This is a genomic window from Halopseudomonas sp. SMJS2 (assembly GCF_029866945.1).
Classification (GTDB): domain Bacteria; phylum Pseudomonadota; class Gammaproteobacteria; order Pseudomonadales; family Pseudomonadaceae; genus Halopseudomonas; species Halopseudomonas bauzanensis.
Map to the genome: position 1 here is coordinate 1,875,799 of NZ_CP123445.1, position 15,088 is coordinate 1,890,886.

14 protein-coding genes and 1 pseudogene are annotated in these 15,088 nt (G+C 60.4%); 4 read left to right on the plus strand and 11 right to left on the minus strand.

From position 1 onward, the window contains the following. Positions 1-54: 54 nt before the first annotated feature. The 4 genes from QAO71_RS08730 to QAO71_RS08745 form a co-directional block, all read right to left on the minus strand. A complete protein-coding gene (locus tag QAO71_RS08730; RefSeq protein ID WP_280165670.1) occupies positions 55-2,208 on the minus strand; it encodes an adenosylcobalamin-dependent ribonucleoside-diphosphate reductase in 2,154 nt (717 codons plus the stop codon). Positions 2,209-2,394: 186 nt separating this feature from the next. Next, on the minus strand, positions 2,395-2,985 hold the full coding sequence (locus tag QAO71_RS08735) for a DUF1285 domain-containing protein (protein ID WP_036989690.1): 591 nt from the start codon (positions 2,983-2,985) through the stop codon (positions 2,395-2,397). A 23-nt stretch (positions 2,986-3,008) separates the two neighbouring features. Next, positions 3,009-3,623 (minus strand): DUF4823 domain-containing protein, encoded by a 615-nt coding sequence (locus tag QAO71_RS08740; RefSeq protein ID WP_036989688.1) that lies wholly within the window; start codon positions 3,621-3,623, stop codon positions 3,009-3,011. After that, a complete protein-coding gene (locus QAO71_RS08745; RefSeq protein ID WP_036989686.1) occupies positions 3,620-4,519 on the minus strand; it encodes a radical SAM protein in 900 nt (299 codons plus the stop codon). Before QAO71_RS08745 ends, QAO71_RS08740 begins: the two co-directional genes overlap by 4 nt. Positions 4,520-4,697: 178 nt before the next feature. Here QAO71_RS08745 and QAO71_RS08750 point away from each other — a divergent pair, with 178 nt between their 5' ends. Beyond that, the gene (locus tag QAO71_RS08750) at positions 4,698-6,383 is read left to right on the plus strand and encodes a carboxylesterase family protein (RefSeq protein ID WP_280164189.1); all 1,686 of its coding nucleotides are present in this window, start codon (positions 4,698-4,700) and stop codon (positions 6,381-6,383) included. Between the two features lie 42 nt (positions 6,384-6,425). Here QAO71_RS08750 and QAO71_RS08755 read toward each other — a convergent pair whose 3' ends face one another. Together QAO71_RS08755 and QAO71_RS08760 are read right to left on the minus strand one after the other, a co-directional pair. After that, entirely contained in the window at positions 6,426-7,439 is a 1,014-nt protein-coding gene (locus QAO71_RS08755) for an amidohydrolase family protein (protein WP_036989685.1), read from the minus strand. 68 nt (positions 7,440-7,507) lie between these two features. Continuing rightward, on the minus strand, positions 7,508-8,146 hold the full coding sequence (locus QAO71_RS08760; RefSeq protein WP_036989683.1) for a TetR/AcrR family transcriptional regulator: 639 nt from the start codon (positions 8,144-8,146) through the stop codon (positions 7,508-7,510). A 174-nt stretch (positions 8,147-8,320) separates the two neighbouring features. Here QAO71_RS08760 and QAO71_RS08765 point away from each other — a divergent pair, with 174 nt between their 5' ends. The 3 genes from QAO71_RS08765 to wrbA all read left to right on the plus strand — a co-directional run bounded on the left by QAO71_RS08765 (position 8,321) and on the right by wrbA (position 11,213). Next, positions 8,321-9,472: an aminotransferase class V-fold PLP-dependent enzyme gene (locus QAO71_RS08765; protein ID WP_036990310.1), complete on the plus strand. Its 1,152-nt coding sequence runs from the start codon at positions 8,321-8,323 to the stop codon at positions 9,470-9,472. Positions 9,473-9,826: 354 nt separating this feature from the next. After that, positions 9,827-10,525, plus strand: a complete 699-nt coding sequence (locus QAO71_RS08770; RefSeq protein ID WP_036989682.1) for a pirin family protein — start codon at positions 9,827-9,829, stop codon at positions 10,523-10,525. A gap of 88 nt (positions 10,526-10,613) precedes the next feature. Then, positions 10,614-11,213, plus strand: a complete 600-nt coding sequence (wrbA, locus tag QAO71_RS08775; RefSeq protein ID WP_036989681.1) for an NAD(P)H:quinone oxidoreductase — start codon at positions 10,614-10,616, stop codon at positions 11,211-11,213. 1 nt (position 11,214) lies between these two features. Here wrbA and QAO71_RS08780 read toward each other — a convergent pair whose 3' ends face one another. From QAO71_RS08780 to mltG, 5 genes and pseudogenes are all read right to left on the minus strand, one after another. Further along, positions 11,215-11,994: a TatD family hydrolase gene (locus QAO71_RS08780; protein WP_036989680.1), complete on the minus strand. Its 780-nt coding sequence runs from the start codon at positions 11,992-11,994 to the stop codon at positions 11,215-11,217. 2 nt (positions 11,995-11,996) lie between these two features. Continuing rightward, positions 11,997-12,351, minus strand: a pseudogene (locus QAO71_RS08785) (PilZ domain-containing protein). Positions 12,352-12,394: 43 nt separating this feature from the next. Continuing rightward, entirely contained in the window at positions 12,395-13,390 is a 996-nt protein-coding gene (locus QAO71_RS08790; RefSeq protein ID WP_280164190.1) for a DNA polymerase III subunit delta', read from the minus strand. After that, complete coding sequence (gene tmk, locus QAO71_RS08795; protein WP_036989679.1) at positions 13,387-14,013, minus strand: dTMP kinase; 627 nt, start codon at positions 14,011-14,013, stop codon at positions 13,387-13,389. The genes QAO71_RS08790 and tmk overlap by 4 nt, the downstream gene beginning before the upstream one ends. Continuing rightward, positions 14,010-15,068, minus strand: coding sequence for an endolytic transglycosylase MltG (gene mltG / locus QAO71_RS08800; RefSeq protein ID WP_036989678.1), 1,059 nt, complete (start codon positions 15,066-15,068; stop codon positions 14,010-14,012). Before mltG ends, tmk begins: the two co-directional genes overlap by 4 nt. Positions 15,069-15,088 lie beyond the last annotated feature (20 nt).

Consider the following 15,088-nt stretch of genomic DNA (forward strand, 5'->3'; position numbering starts at 1 on the left):
GCCTTGGCGGGGCTGTGTTGTTTGTTCAGCCGTGCGATGCAGTAATCCAGCGGCTCAGAATTTGCCGTAGTAGCCTTCCTTGAGCGCATCATACAGATTGGCGGCGGAATGCATTTCGCCGTCGTATTCGATTTCTTCCCCGCCCTTGGCCTCGATGATGCTGCCGTCTTCCAGCTTGAAGCGGTAGGTGGTGTTGGCCAGGTCCTGTTCCTTCACCAGCACGCCCTGGAAGGCTTCAGGGTTGAAGCGGAAGGTGGTGCAGCCCTTCAAACCCTTGTGGTAGGCATACAGGTAGATATCCTTGAAGTCCTCGTAGGGATAATCCGTCGGCACGTTGGCGGTCTTGGAAATCGACGAGTCGATCCACTTCTGCGCTGCGGCCTGCACGTCCACGTGCTCGGTGGGCTTCACGTCATCGGCAGCGATGAAGTAATCCGGCAGGTTGCGCGAGGCAGCTTCCATGTCCGGCAGCGCCTGGGGATCGATGAATTCCCGATAGGCCAGTAGCTCGAAGCTGAACACGTCGACCTTTTCCTTGGACTTCTTGCCTTCGCGGATCACGTTGCGGAAATAGTGATGGGCGAAGCTCGGCTCGATACCATTGGAGGCGTTGTTGGCCAGCGACAGGGAGATGGTGCCGGTGGGGGCGATGGAGCTGTGATGGGTAAAGCGCGAACCCTGCTCTGCCAACGCCTCGACCAACGCCGCATCTTCACCCGCGACCTGCTGCATGTAGCGGCTGTACTTGGCCCAGAGTACCTTGCCCTTGACCTTCTGACCGACCTTGAAGCCGTCCTTCTGCATTTCCGGACGCTTGGCGAGCATGGCACCCGTGACGGTGAACTCTTCTTCCATGATCGGCGCCGGGCCCTTCTCCTCACTGAGCTTGAGGCCGGTGCGCCAGCCCTGCAGGGCCATTTCGCGGGAGACCTGCTCGGTGAATTCCAGCGACTGTGCATCGCCATACTTCATGCACAGCATGGTCATGGTCGAGCCCAGACCGAGGAAACCCATGCCGTGGCGGCGCTTGCGGAAAATCTCATTGCGCTGCTCTTCCAATGGCAGGCCATTGATCTCGACCACGTTGTCCAGCATGCGGGTGAAGATGTCCACCACCTTGCGGTATTCGTCCCAATCGAACCGGGCTTTGTCGGTGAAGGGATCGCGTACGAACAGGGTCAGGTTGATCGAGCCCAGCAGGCAGGCGCCATAGGGCGGCAGCGGCTGCTCGCCACAGGGGTTGGTGGCACGGATTTCCTCGCAGAACCAGTTGTTGTTCATCTGGTTGACCCGGTCGATCAGGATGAAACCGGGCTCGGCGAAGTCGTAGGTGGAGGTCATGATCATGTCCCAGATGCGCCGCGCCTTCATGGTGCGGAACACGCGGCAGGCTACCAGGCCGTCGTCGCGGGTCACATAACGTTCGTTGCTTGGCCACTCACGCCAGATCACCTGCTCGGCATCGTTGACATCGACCTTGTCTGCTTCGGCTTCGCCGATGCCCAGCGGGAAGGCCAGCTTCCATTCGCTGTCGGACTCCACCGCCTGCATGAACTCCTCAGTGATCAGCAGCGACAGGTTGAACTGACGCAGGCGACCGCCCTCGCGCTTGGCGCGGATGAAGTCCGCCACGTCCGGATGACCCACATCGAAAGTCGCCATCTGCGCACCACGACGGCCACCGGCGGACGACACGGTGAAGCACATCTTGTCGTAGATATCCATGAACGACAGCGGGCCGGAAGTGTAGGCGCCAGCGCCGGAGACATAAGCACCGCGGGGCCGCAGGGTGGAGAATTCATAGCCGATGCCGCAGCCGGCCTTCAGCGTCAGGCCGGCCTCGTGCAGCTTGGACAGGATATCGTCCATGGAGTCGCCGATGGTCGCCGAGACGGTGCAGTTGATGGTCGAGGTTGCAGGCTTGTGTTCCAGCGCGCCGGCGTTGGAGGTGATGCGGCCGGCGGGGATGGCACCATGGCGCAGCGCCCAGAGAAACTTGTCATACCACTCTTCGCGCAGCTCCGGCAGCTCGACTTCGGCCAGGGCGCGGGCGACACGCTGATAGGTCTCATCGACGGTCTGGTCGATGGCTACGCCATCCTTGGTCTTGAGCCGATATTTGGTGTCCCAGATATCTTCCGAGGCCGGCTGCATGGGAATGTTGGTTACGACATTATGCAGACGTTGCACCTTGGCTGTTTGACTCATCATATTCTCCTGGAATCAGTGCTGTACGGGCTTGACAAACGTTCACGCCTGCTCACCCCTGCACCTGAAAAACACTACTGGTTGTGCGTAGTGCGAATCCTAGACCCAGATATGGTAAAGATCAACAACAAAGGAAACCTGAAAATGCGGCCTGGAGATCTTGACATGCATGCAGGCCGCGACAGCTCAGGCGGTGACCGACGAGCCATCTATCGGAAAGAAATGTCCGTCACTCCATACGCCGATGCGGGGCTGGCCATCGACCTGTTCCTCGACCGCCAGGTCCGCCAGTTCATAGAATACATTGCGATGGATCAGCGCCCGCAGGTTGCTGCGCAGCAGCACGTAGGGTGAAGGTTCGCTGGTGTCGGCATCCACTCGGACGGTGATCGGATGCATCTCGCCAGCCAGCACACTGTGGCCCAGGCTGGTGAAGAAGGTCAGACGCTGTTCGCGGCCCTGCCCCTCCACCTCCAGCCGTACCGCAACGAAGGGGACATCATCGACCCGGATGGCCCAGCGCTCCACCGGCGTGACCAGGTAATAGCGGCCATCTTCATCCAGCCGCAGAATGCCGGAAAACAGCTGCGCCAGGGACTTGCGGCTGATGGGTCCGCCTTCGTGATACCAGGTGCCGTCACGGGCAATGTGCATATCCAGCTCACCGCTGAAATCCGGATGCCACAGATGCACTGGCGCCGGCTCGCGGGCGTCGCCGGTACTCGACTCAGGCAAGCTGTCGAGCAGCGACTGGGGAGGTGGTGGTCGGTTGTCCATAGGTTACCTCGATCTCGGGATGGCTAGGGTCTGCCCAGCAATTGACGGGTATAGTCTTCCATCGGTTCCCGCAGCAGATTTTCCGGACGGGTTTTGGAGAAAGCGAGAAAGCCGGTGCGGTTGGTGATGGTGGCAAAATCGATGAGCCGCTCGGTGCCCGCTTCCAGCAGCATCAATTGCAACACCACTGCATCGCGCCCCACATGGCCTGCACTGGCCTGCTCCGCGGTCGGCTGCGCGCCGGCGCTGCTCTGGGCGCTGGCGAAGCGGGTGTACAGCAGATAATCCAGCCCCTGTTGTCGGGTGTGCAGCAACGCCTCGTCCAGCCCCAACGGCTGTTCCGCTCGCCGCACCATGGGAAAGACCTGCACTGCGGCGGCAAATCCTTCCTCGGCGAGAATGTTCGGGCGCGCATAGGCATGACCGACCGGCACGAAGTGACTCTGCGCTATGTAGAATCGCGAGTCGGCCTGCAGGCGGAAGTTGCCGCTGCGGGTGATCTGATAGCGATCCAGCAGCCCGGCATCGCTGAGGTAGAAGCGCCCTTCCTCCTTCATCTGCGAAGGCGTACAACCCCAGGCCAGCACGGCCAGCGCCAGCATCGCGGTAATTCGGGACAGCGATATCATCGGTTTCATAATCCACGCATCCGTTCCGGTCGCAGCCCGGCTTGTTCCGGTTGCTCGATGGCCTGACGCACCTGCGCCAGCAGGCGCGGCTGGTCAGCGCCCAGTATCCCTTTGAGCACCAGATAGTTCGATGCATGGTCGCTGCGAAAAACCGTATTGTTCAGCTCCAGGGCAGACAGGAGCATCTCGATCTCGCGGAACAGTCCGAGCTGATCGAGGGGCTGGAAGTCAGGGAAACGCGCCTGGTAGCGTTCCATGCCATGGGGAAAGCTGACCACCAGTGTGGACAGGAAATCCGGCTGGGTCAGGTTCATCAGCCGGGCTGAGTTCGCCGCATGCTGCTCGGACAGATTCCGGCCACCCAGCCCGTTCAGAATCATCAACGAGGTCTGCAAGCCAGCCTCCTGGGCCTTGAGCAACGCCTCGGCAGTGGAATCGAAGGTCTCGCCCTTGTTCACCCGCTGCAACACCTCGTCATCACCAGACTCGGCACCGACATAGAGCATCTGCAGGCCGGCCTCGCGCAACTGCCTGAGTTCCTCTACGGACTTGCGGCGCAGATTGCGCGGCAGGCAATACGAGGTGACCCGCTGTACTTCCGGCATGTACTCGCCTATCGCCTCGAGAATGCGTAGCAGGCGGTGAGTCGGCAACACCATGGCGTCGCCGTCGGCGAGAAACACCCGCTGCACGATCAACTGCTCGCCACTGCGGCGGATCTCATCCAGCACCTGCTGTTCGTCACGGGCGCGAAATTTCTTCTGCGGCGCAGTGTACATATCGCAGAAGGTGCACTGGTTCCATGAGCAGCCGTTGGTCACCGGCAAGATCAGCGAATGCGCCTCGCTCGGCGGACGAAATACCGGCTCGATGTAGTCGATGGGAAAACGGGGCTGGGCTGACATGCATCACTCCAATCAAGGTTCGCTGCTCAGTTTACAGAATAGCCGGGCATACGCCCTCCCCCGGTGATTGATCACCCGTATGGGTTTAGCGCGCGGCTGATGATTCTTTTATGGTTTCCGTACCGAAAGAAGGCATTTTGCCAGGGTAATCGGCTGAATAATCATACGGATAATAACAATGCGCAAAACAACCAGCATCACATCATCTCGCTTCATCCTGTCCACCCTATCGGCAGTGGTCATGGCTACCAGCCTGAGTGGCTGCCTGTCGGGAGGCGGTGGCGGCAGCAGTCATGACGGCGGCTCCGTTGAGAACCCACTGAAGGTCACCACCCAGCAGGGTGATTACATCGGGATCGAGCATGACGGCATGCGGGTATTCCGTGGCCTTCGCTACGGTGTAGCCGAGCGCTTTGCCGCGCCCGCTCTCCCGCCGGCTCACGCTGATGCCATCCAGTTGAGTGAAACCTTCGGCAGCAGTTGCCCGCAAGATGCCAGCCCCTTCGGTGAAGCAAGTCTGGATGAGGATTGCCTGTTCCTGAATGTCTATGCGCCGGAAGAGCCTGGCGAGTATCCGGTCATGGTCTGGGTCCACGGCGGCGCCTTCATTTATGGCTCCGGCGGTGCCAGTTACGAACCAGTGCGGCTGGTAGAGCAAGGCGTGGTAGTGGTGACCCTCAATTACCGCCTGGGTGCGTTGGGCTTCCTGCCCCATGTCGCGCTGGCAAATGCCAACTTCGGTCTGCAGGACCAGCAGCTGGCACTCCAGTGGGTCCAGGACAATATCGACCAGTTCGATGGCGATCCAGATAACGTCACCCTTTTCGGCGAGTCTGCGGGCGGCCACAGCGTCATGAGTCAGCTGGCCTCACCAGGCGCAGCGGGCCTGTTTCACAAGGCCATCGTGCAGAGTGGTTCCTACAACGGCGCGCAGGTACCGCTGGGGGATATCCCCCTGGGGCTGGACACTGTCATTCCGGGCGGCCAGAGCTTGTTTGGCCTCCCCACCATTGCCCAGACCACTTGTAGAGATACCCCGGATGCGCAACTGCTGCAATGTCTGGGAGACTTATCCGTACGGGAGCTGCTCGATGCCCAGCCGGGCAATATTCTCCCTGTCTCCAACACCGCGACGCTCCCCCGGTCGATCAACCAGGCATTGGCCAGCGGGGAATTCAATGAGGTCCCGGTGATGATGGGCAGCAACCTGGATGAAGGCGCGCTATTTACCCTGCTGGCACTGGGAGACGGCGAGGATCTGTTCACCCCGGCGGGCTATACCGCCGCTGTCGCCAAGCTGCTGACAGAAGACCCAACCCTGGACGCCGGCCAGATCGCCGATGATTATGCCGCAGAGCAACCCACCGGCCCCCTGCAGTTCGTCAATGCCTATTCGGCAATCGGTACCGACTGGCGCTTCAACTGCCCGAACAACAACCAGTGGAACCTGTTACAGAGCCAAGTGGATATCTGGGGTTACTGGTTTGCTGATCGCAACGCACCAAATATTCTTGACGGTGTAACGGCGCCCTTCCCCCTGGGTGCTGCTCATTCCTTCGAGATTCAATACGTGCTGAGCTCCGAACAGACACTGATTGACCGTGGCGCCGGAGAAGATCAGCTCGCCCTGGCGGAACATATGGCCCGCTACTGGACCAATTTCGCCAAATACGGCGATGACCCAGCCATCGGCCCCAATGGCACTGACGGCGCAGCGGAAGCGGTGGAATGGCCACGTCTGACGTCAGGCGGACAGATCCTGCGCCTTGACGCTCCGACCCCGGCCGCGGTCGATCAGAGCGCCTTCAACACAGCCCACCAATGCGCTTACTGGCAGAACCCGCCGCGCATTCCCCTGGGGTAAGGCAGGCTCCAGCCGTGGCATCGAATCAGTCGATGCCACGGTTCAGTTATCCTGGCTCTGCCGTGGCAGGATCGCCAGGAAATTACTCCCCGCCACCTTGTGCGCCACCGTCTCGGGCAAGGCATCGAGGAAAACGTCGAACCCGCTCATGTACTCCCCCAGACTGCCGAACTTGCCCACCACATCCGAGCCGATCATGAAGCGATCCGGGAAGCGTTCGACCAGTTGCAGCCAGCGCGGGTCCGGCTTGCCTTCGCTGTCGAGCAGGTAAGGTTCCAGCATGGTCCACGACAGGTCGATATACAGGTTCGGATACAGCCCGAGCAACCGCTCCACCTCATCGAACAGGAATGTCAGCTTCTCCTGGTGACGATGGATTTCCTTGCTGGTACCGGCATGGGCCCAAATGAAGCGTACCTGTGGATGGTCACGCAGGGACTCTTCCAGCTCCGGCAGATACAGCGGATTACGCTCACGCTTGGAGGTGATATTGCTGTGGATCATCACCGGCAGATCATACTCGGCGGCCAGGTAGTAGATCCGATCCATGGCCTCGCTGTTGGCGCGGGGCACCTCGCTGTTGGTCAGTGCGGTCAGGTCGTCATGGCGGGTGAATACCTCCCCGATGCCCTGCCACATGCCCGGATAGGCCTCCAGCAGGCGACGCAGGTGCTCGTCGGAGTTCTTGTCGTTGGGATTGAAACCAGAGAGGAAGGGATGAAAACGCGACCGCTGTTTTTCATCCAGTTGTTCCAGCGCATGCGCAACGATGTAATCCGTTGCGCTGAACCAGTATGCCCCTGCGTCATCCCCAGCGTAATAACGCGGCCGACGTGGTTCATTTTCATGCCATTTCTTGGCTACCGGAACACCGCTGATCATGGCGTGGCGGATATTGTGCTCATCCATCTGCTTCAACAGCTCGGTCATGCCGTCGGTTTCCTGGAAAAAGTCGACGTAATGCAGATGGGCATCGGTATAACTGTAGTCACGCGCCTGGGCGGGCAAGACCGCCAGCGCGGCGAGGAGACACAAGGCAGAACGGAAAGGCGGCAAGCGGGTACTCCTGTTCAAGTCGATTGCCCGGTAGACCCGCCGCTGCGCCTCAAGTTCACGCCCTGCCCTCAGGCGGGATCGCCATCGCGCCGCCGCTTGGAACGGTTGCCCATGCGTACGCCAATATCCATCAGAAACTGCATGTAACCTTCCTTGTCTTCGATCACTTCGCGCCAGAACGGCGAGTGATACATGGACATTGCGCCGTGCACCAAAGCCCAGGCCGCGCAATAGTGAAAGTACGCCGGTACATCCTCCAGCTTGCCTTCGTCGATACGCTCCTGAATCACCCCGGTCAGATGATTGAAATTGGAGGCGCGGATGCGATGCAGCTCCTCCACCAGTTCCGGCATCTGATTGGCCTTGAGAACTTTCTCCTCCAGGCGATCGAACAGTCGATAGCGCTCCGGATCACTCATGCGAAAGGCGAAGTATTCCCGGGAGAGCGCCTCCCGATCCGTTTCGATGGATTCCGAGTGCAGCAGCTCGGCCAGATCGCGCTCGTAGTCCAGCATCAGGCGCAGATAGATCTCGGCTTTTGACTTGAAGTGCTTGTAGATGGTGCCCTTGCCGATTCCGACATCATCGGCAATCATTTCAACCGTGACGCTGTCTTCTCCCTGCTCCAGGAACAAACGCAACGCCGAGGTCAGAATTTCCTGTTCCCGGCGCCGAAACTCCCGGATCTTGCGTGATTCTTTCTGCATATGCTTACCTGCATGGGCGTGACGATGAAAATGCATTATGCCAATTTCATGACCAATTGCACACTTTTGGTATTAATATGACCCAAAGTTCATACCTTTACAGTGACCATGTTCCGTTTGGCTCCAGGCACGCTATCATCGGCAACAGAAATGCAATCCGCACAGGACCCGACCATGCTCCATAAACTGCAATGGGATGATGAGTTCCCCCAAGACCCCACCATTTGCTATTTGAATCACGCAGCTGTTGCCCCCTGGCCCAAACGCGCCGCTGATGCAGTGACGGCCTTCGCCCGGGAGAACATTACACGGGGAGCGGAGGATTATCCTCGTTGGATTCAACTGGAGCATCGCCTGCGGGGGCAATTCCAGACCCTGCTCAACGCGCCGAGCAAAGGCGATATCGCCCTGGTGAAGAACACCTCCGAGGCGCTGTCCCTGGTAGCCATGGGGCTGGACTGGACGGCCGGCGACGAAGTCCTCATCAGCGATCAGGAGTTTCCTTCCAACCGCATTCCCTGGCAGGCGCTGGAGAGTCGTGGCGTCATTCTGCGTCAGGTGAGTCTCGATGGAGATGATCCGGAAGCGGCATTGATTGCGGCAATGGGGCCGGCGACTCGTCTGCTGAGCATCAGCTCCGTGCAATATGCCAGTGGCCTGCGCATGGACCTGACGCGCCTGGGGCGCGCCTGTCGCGAGCGCAACATCCTGTTTTGCGTCGATGCCATTCAATCGTTAGGCGCCCTGCCGTTGGACGTGCAGGCATTCGATTGCGACTTCGCCATGGCCGATGGACACAAATGGCTGCTGGGGCCTGAAGGACTGGGCGTATTCTATTGCAGGCGCGCTGCCCGCGACCGGCTGAAGCTTCTGCAATTCGGCTGGCACATGGTCGAGGCCATGGGCGACTATGACCGCGAAGACTGGATGCCAGCGAGCACCGCCCGACGTTTCGAGCCCGGCAGTCCCAATACCCTCGCCCAACATGCTCTATCGGCGAGCCTGGAGCTATTGCTGGAGGTCGGCGAACAGCGCATTCAGGAAGCGTTGCAGCAGCGCACGGCGTACTTGCTGCAATCACTTGGTCGCCTGCCGGGGGTGCGCATTCTCAGCCCTGCCGCACCTGAACGACGCGCGGGCATCGTCACCTTTCGCATCGAGGGTTGGGATACCAGCCAGCTGTTTGCCCAGTTGAAGGAAGCCGGAGTGATTTGCGCCGCCCGTGGTGGCGGCATTCGCTGGTCGCCGCATTTCTATACGCGGCAGGACGTGCTGGATCGAGCATTGGTTATCCTCAAAGGCATCCTCGCCCAGCGGCAAGACTAACCAGTCACGATAAGCTCCTGCACCTTATTCCGAATAGGTTTAATGAAAGGGGCCTATCTGACTGGAAATGCCGCAAAAGTCGGCAATACTTCTCATATCAGATGCAGCACCTCCCCCAAGTGCCGCATCTGGCAGAGCCGGCCCCGTCCGACTCTGTATCACTCCTAATGGTCTTGACCCGAATTTCTCCCCCGGAATTCGGGTTTTTTTTAACTATACAACAGAGAACACATCAACTTATTCGATATTTATGCTGGGTATTTTGCGCTTTTAACCCAGATTACTTTGATAGATCATCGCTGCATCTGATCGAAGCAGCCAGAGCTCCGATCACCATAGAACAGGAGACAGACAATGATCGAACTGCGTCCTTACCAAGAGTTAGGTGGTGCCCACCACGGTTGGCTGAATGCCCGGCACCATTTTTCCTTTGCTGAATACCATGATCCCAAACGCATGCACTGGGGACATCTGCGCGTATGGAACGATGACATCATCGCTCCGCATTCGGGGTTCCCAACCCATCCGCACCGCGACATGGAGATCATCACCTATGTCCGCGAGGGAGCGATCACCCACCAGGACAGTCTGGGCAACAAGGGCCGGACCCTCGCGGGCGATGTACAGGTAATGAGTGCCGGCACTGGCATCGCCCATAGCGAGTTCAACCTGGAGGACCAGGAAACGCGGCTGTTCCAGATATGGATCTTGCCCGACGAAAAAGGGTTGGCCCCTTCCTGGGGTACCAGACCTTTCCCCAAGGGTGAACGCAGCGGAACCTTTGTCACCTTGGCCAGTGGGCTGGCGGAGGATGGTGATGCCCTGCCCATCCGGGCAAATGCCCGCTTGGTCGCCGCCACCCTGAAACCGGGGCAGACTGCGGACTATGCTATTGCCACGGGGCGCAAGGTCTATCTGGTACCGGCCAGCGGCCGGGTCGAGATCAACGGTGTTACCGCCAATGCCGGTGACGGCGTCGCGGTGCAGGGCGAGACGTTGCTGCGGATTACCGCTGAACAAGAGAGTGAGGTCGTGCTGGTGGATGTTGCCTGACCAGGGCCGCATCCAGCTGAACGATGCGCCAGAGGCGCAACTCCAATGGGTTGAATCACTGAGTACCATAACGACAGAGGAAGCAATAATGACCAAGCTACTGGTGCTATACCATTCCATGTACGGCCATATCGAAACCATGGCCAATGCCGTCGCCGAGGGCGCACGTCAGGTTCCCGGTGTCGAAGTCGACATCAAGCGTGTGCCGGAAACCATGCCCGCCGAGGCCTTTGCCGCAGCGGGCGGCAAGACCGATCAGCAGGCCCCCCAAGCCCGCCCGGCGGAACTGGCCGACTACGATGCCATCATCTTTGGCACACCGACCCGTTTCGGCAACATGTCCGGGCAGATGCGCAACTTCCTCGACCAGACCGGCGGTCTCTGGGCCAAGGGTGCGTTGGCAGGCAAGGTGGCCAGCGTGTTCACCTCTACCGGCACTGGCGGCGGCCAGGAGATGACCATCACCTCCACCTGGACCACCCTGGCGCACCACGGCATGGTGATAGTGCCTGTCGGCTATACCACCCCCGCACTGTTCGATATATCCCAGGTGGGCGGCGGCACTCCCTATGGCGCCTCGACCATTGCTGGTGGCGATGGCTCACGCCAGCCGGATGAACGGGAACTGGGCATTGCACGTCATCAGGGCCAGCATGTAGCGCAGATTGCCAGCAAGCTGACCCGTTGATTCAGACAGCCGTCAGGGGGAACAGCCGGTGAAAGTTGGCCGTGGTGTTCTCCCAGAGGCGCTCCAGTTGCTCGCCGCGCAACTCGGCAAGAAAGGCAGCCACCTCGCAGACGAATTGCGGCTCGTTCGGCTTGCCGCGGTGCGGCACTGGTGCCAGGTAGGGTGAATCCGTTTCGACCAGCAACCGATCGGCGGGAATCCGCCGCGCCACGTCCCGCAGCGCATCGGCATTGCGAAAGGTGACGATGCCAGATAGGGAAATGTAGTAGCCGAGATCCAGCGCCGCCCGCGCCATGTCCCAGTCCTCAGTGAAGCAGTGCAGTACTCCGGCATTGGGCAGGTCTGCCTCGCGGAGCATGGTCAGGGTATCCTCCCGCGCTTCGCGGGTGTGGATGATCACTGGCTTGCCAGTGGTGGCGGCAGCCTGCAGGTGATAGCGGAAGGAGTCCTGCTGCGCCTGGGCCATGTCCGGCTCGTAGTGATAATCCAGGCCAGTCTCACCGATGGCGGCTACTCGCGGATGCTCCAGCGCCTCCAGTAACCAGGCAAGATCGGTCGGATCATTACGCGTCAGGTCCAGGGGATGTATCCCTACGCTGCACCAGACATCGTCGTACTGCTCGGCCAACTGCTTGACCACCGGCGCGTTGGCGGCGTCCACGCCGATACAGAGAAACTTGCCGACACCACGCTCGCGCGCAGCATTCAGAGCGTTGTCGAGAGAGCCGTCATGGGCAGTGAGGTCGAGGCGGTCGAGATGGCAGTGGGAATCTATCAGCATGGTCACATGGTATGGGTCGGGCGGTCGGATTTGAGCGCGCCGGCCAGGTAGGTTTCGATTTTGCTGCGGGCGGTATTGTCCTGATCACTGAACTGGACTCCGATACCGGCTGCACGGTTGCCCTGGGCGCCCGCGGGTAACCCAGATGACCTTGCCTGCCACCGGGATCTTCTCCGGTTCTTCCATCAGGTTCAGCAGCATGAAGACCTCATCGCCCAGGCGATAGGTCTTGTTGGTGGGAATGAACATCCCGCCGTGTTTTACAAAAGGCATGTAAGCCGCATACAGCACTGACTTGTCCTTGATCGTCAGTGAAAGAATGCCGTTGCGGGGTCCTGGCGCAGTCGCAATGCTCATATCGTTGTCCTTGTTGATACTCGGCATGGGTCTGCCATCTAGACTAGCGTCTTTCCAGCAACTGTTTCCACTGGATCAGCAGCGTTTCGATAAACAGCACCCGATTGAGGTTGGCTTTGCCCAGCAGCATGCCCCGATGTTGCAGCAGCCAGCTCTGCCAGTTGAGCAACGCGGGCAATTGCAGGTGGCGCGCCATGTAGGGCAGTACCTTGTCCATATCGGTATTGACCGGAACTTCCATGGCTCCGGTCTTGAGCCGCAGCAGATCCAGCGTCCAGTCACAGAACCAGTCGGCCAGCAACTCCAGCGGCAGGTTCGGCCAGCGCTCGGCCAGTTGGGAGGCCGATTGCTGGTTCTTCAACAGCGCCTTGACGCCCTCCACTACCTGTTGACGCAGGCTGGCGGCGTCCATCTCATGCAGGGCAATTGCGCGCAGGGGGGCACCACCGGCCATCAACAGCAACGCGCCGTGCTGCTCGGCATCCAGGTCCGGAAGACTGTGCTGCAGCCAGGCCATCGCCTCGGCGTGGCCGGGAGTGACCAGTGGCTGTACCCGGCAGCGGCTGCGGATGGTCGGCAGCAATCGACTGGGCTGATCACTGACCAGCAACAGATAGGTATCGGAAGTAGGCTCTTCCAGGGACTTGAGCAAGGCGTTGGCAGCGTTCAGGTTCATCGCCTCGGCTGGATGCAGGATGATGACCTTGCGGCCACCCTGCTGCGCCGTCTGCCCCATGAAATCGCCAAGCTGGCGGATTGCATCGATGCGGATGGCCTTGCCCTGCTCTTCCGGCTCCACCACCAACCGATCAGGGTGGCTGCCCGCCTGGCGTAAATGGCAACTGCGGCACTGGCCACAGGCACGCCCGGACTGCGGCTGCAAACACAACAGGTGGGCGGCGAAGGCCTCGGCGAACAGCCGCTTGCCGACCCCTGGCAGCCCGGCGAACAAAAAGGCATGGGCATGCCGGCTGCCGGCGGTCAGGGCATCCCAGACCGGCAGATGCCAGGGGCAAGGACTGACGGCCTGATCAGTCATGAGCGCTCCAGCACTTCATCAATCAGGGGTTGCATGGCCTGGCGCACCGAGTCGAGATCGCCACTGGCGTCGATCACCCGATAGCGTTGCGGATCAGCCGCTGCGCGTTGCAGGTAGCTGCCGCGGACCGCTTCGAAGAATGCCTGCTGTTCGCGCTCGAAGCGGTCCAGCTCGCTGCGGGCCCGGGCCCGGGCCATGCCCAGCTCCACCGGCACATCGAAGATGATCACCAGATCGGGGCGCAGGTCGCCCTGGACCCAGTTCTCCAGCGCGGCGATACGCTGCGGATCGATACCGCGGCCGCCGCCCTGATAGGCATAGGTGGCATCGGTGAAGCGGTCACTGATCACCACCCGCCCCTCGGCCAGCGCCGGGCGGATCAGGCCGTTGAGGTGCTGGGCGCGGGCGGCGAACATGAGCAGCAGTTCGGTATCCGCGTGCATCGGCTCCTCATGCAGGCTCAGCAGCACGTCGCGGATACGCTCGGCCAGCGGCGTGCCGCCCGGCTCACGCGTGATCAACGGCGCGCAACCCCGCTCGGCCAGCGCCTGGGCAAAGACCTTGAGGTTGGTGGACTTGCCAGCCCCTTCCGGGCCTTCGAAGGTGATGAACAGTCCGCTCATTGCGCCGCCCCGCTGTCTTTTACTGGCTCCGCCGGAGGCGGGCTGGAGCGATAGTTGGGGGCCCGCTGCAGAATCTGATAGTGGCGGACCGCGCGGTTGTGCTGCTGCAGGGTCTCGGAGAAGACATGGGAGCCATCCCCCCGGGCCACGAAATACAGCGACTTGCCTGGGGTCGGATTGACTGCGGCAAGCAGCGCTTCGCGACCAGGCATGGCGATGGGCGTTGGCGGCAGCCCGTCGATGGTGTAGGTGTTGTAAGGTGTCGGCCGGCGCAGGTCGCTGCGGCGGATCTTGCCCTGCCAGTCTTCGCCCATACCATAGATCACTGTCGGGTCAGTCTGCAGGCGCATGCCCATCTGCAAGCGGCGGGTGAACACGCCGGCAATCTCGCCGCGCTCATGGGGTACACCGGTTTCCTTTTCGATGATCGATGCCAGAATCAGCGCCTCGTAGGGCGTATCGATCGGCAACCCCTCGCCACGCTGCTCCCAGGCTGCCTCCAGCTCCTGCTGCATGCGCTGATGGGCGCGCAGCAGGATGTCGCGATCACTCATACCCAGCGTGTACCGGTAGGTATCAGGGAAGAACATGCCTTCCGGGTGATCTTCCGTCAGGTTCAGCTCGGCCATTACCTGGGCGTTGCTCAGTTCGTCGGACAAGCTGTGCTGCAGCCGTTCGGCCTTGGCCAAAGCAGCGCGAAATTGGCTGAAGTTCCAGCCTTCGACCAGGGTAACGCTGCGCTGTATCACCTCACCTCGTTGCAGCAATGCCAGCAACTGCTGCACCGTCATGCCGGGCGTGAGTCGATACTCGCCGACCTGCAATACGGTGTCCGGCATCTGCCATTGCCAGTAACGGCGTATCCAGCTGGACCGCTCGATCACTCCACGTTGCTCCAGGCTGGAGAACACCCGGGCGGGCGTGCTGCCAGGCGGAACGTCCAGCGTATCTGCGACCTTGATTTGCAACGACTGATCCAGCGTGGAATTCAGGGTGTAGTATCCCCAGAGCCCAGCGCCAGCCAACAAAACCACTGAAAAAACAGCAGCTTTCATTAAAAACCTTATAAACCACT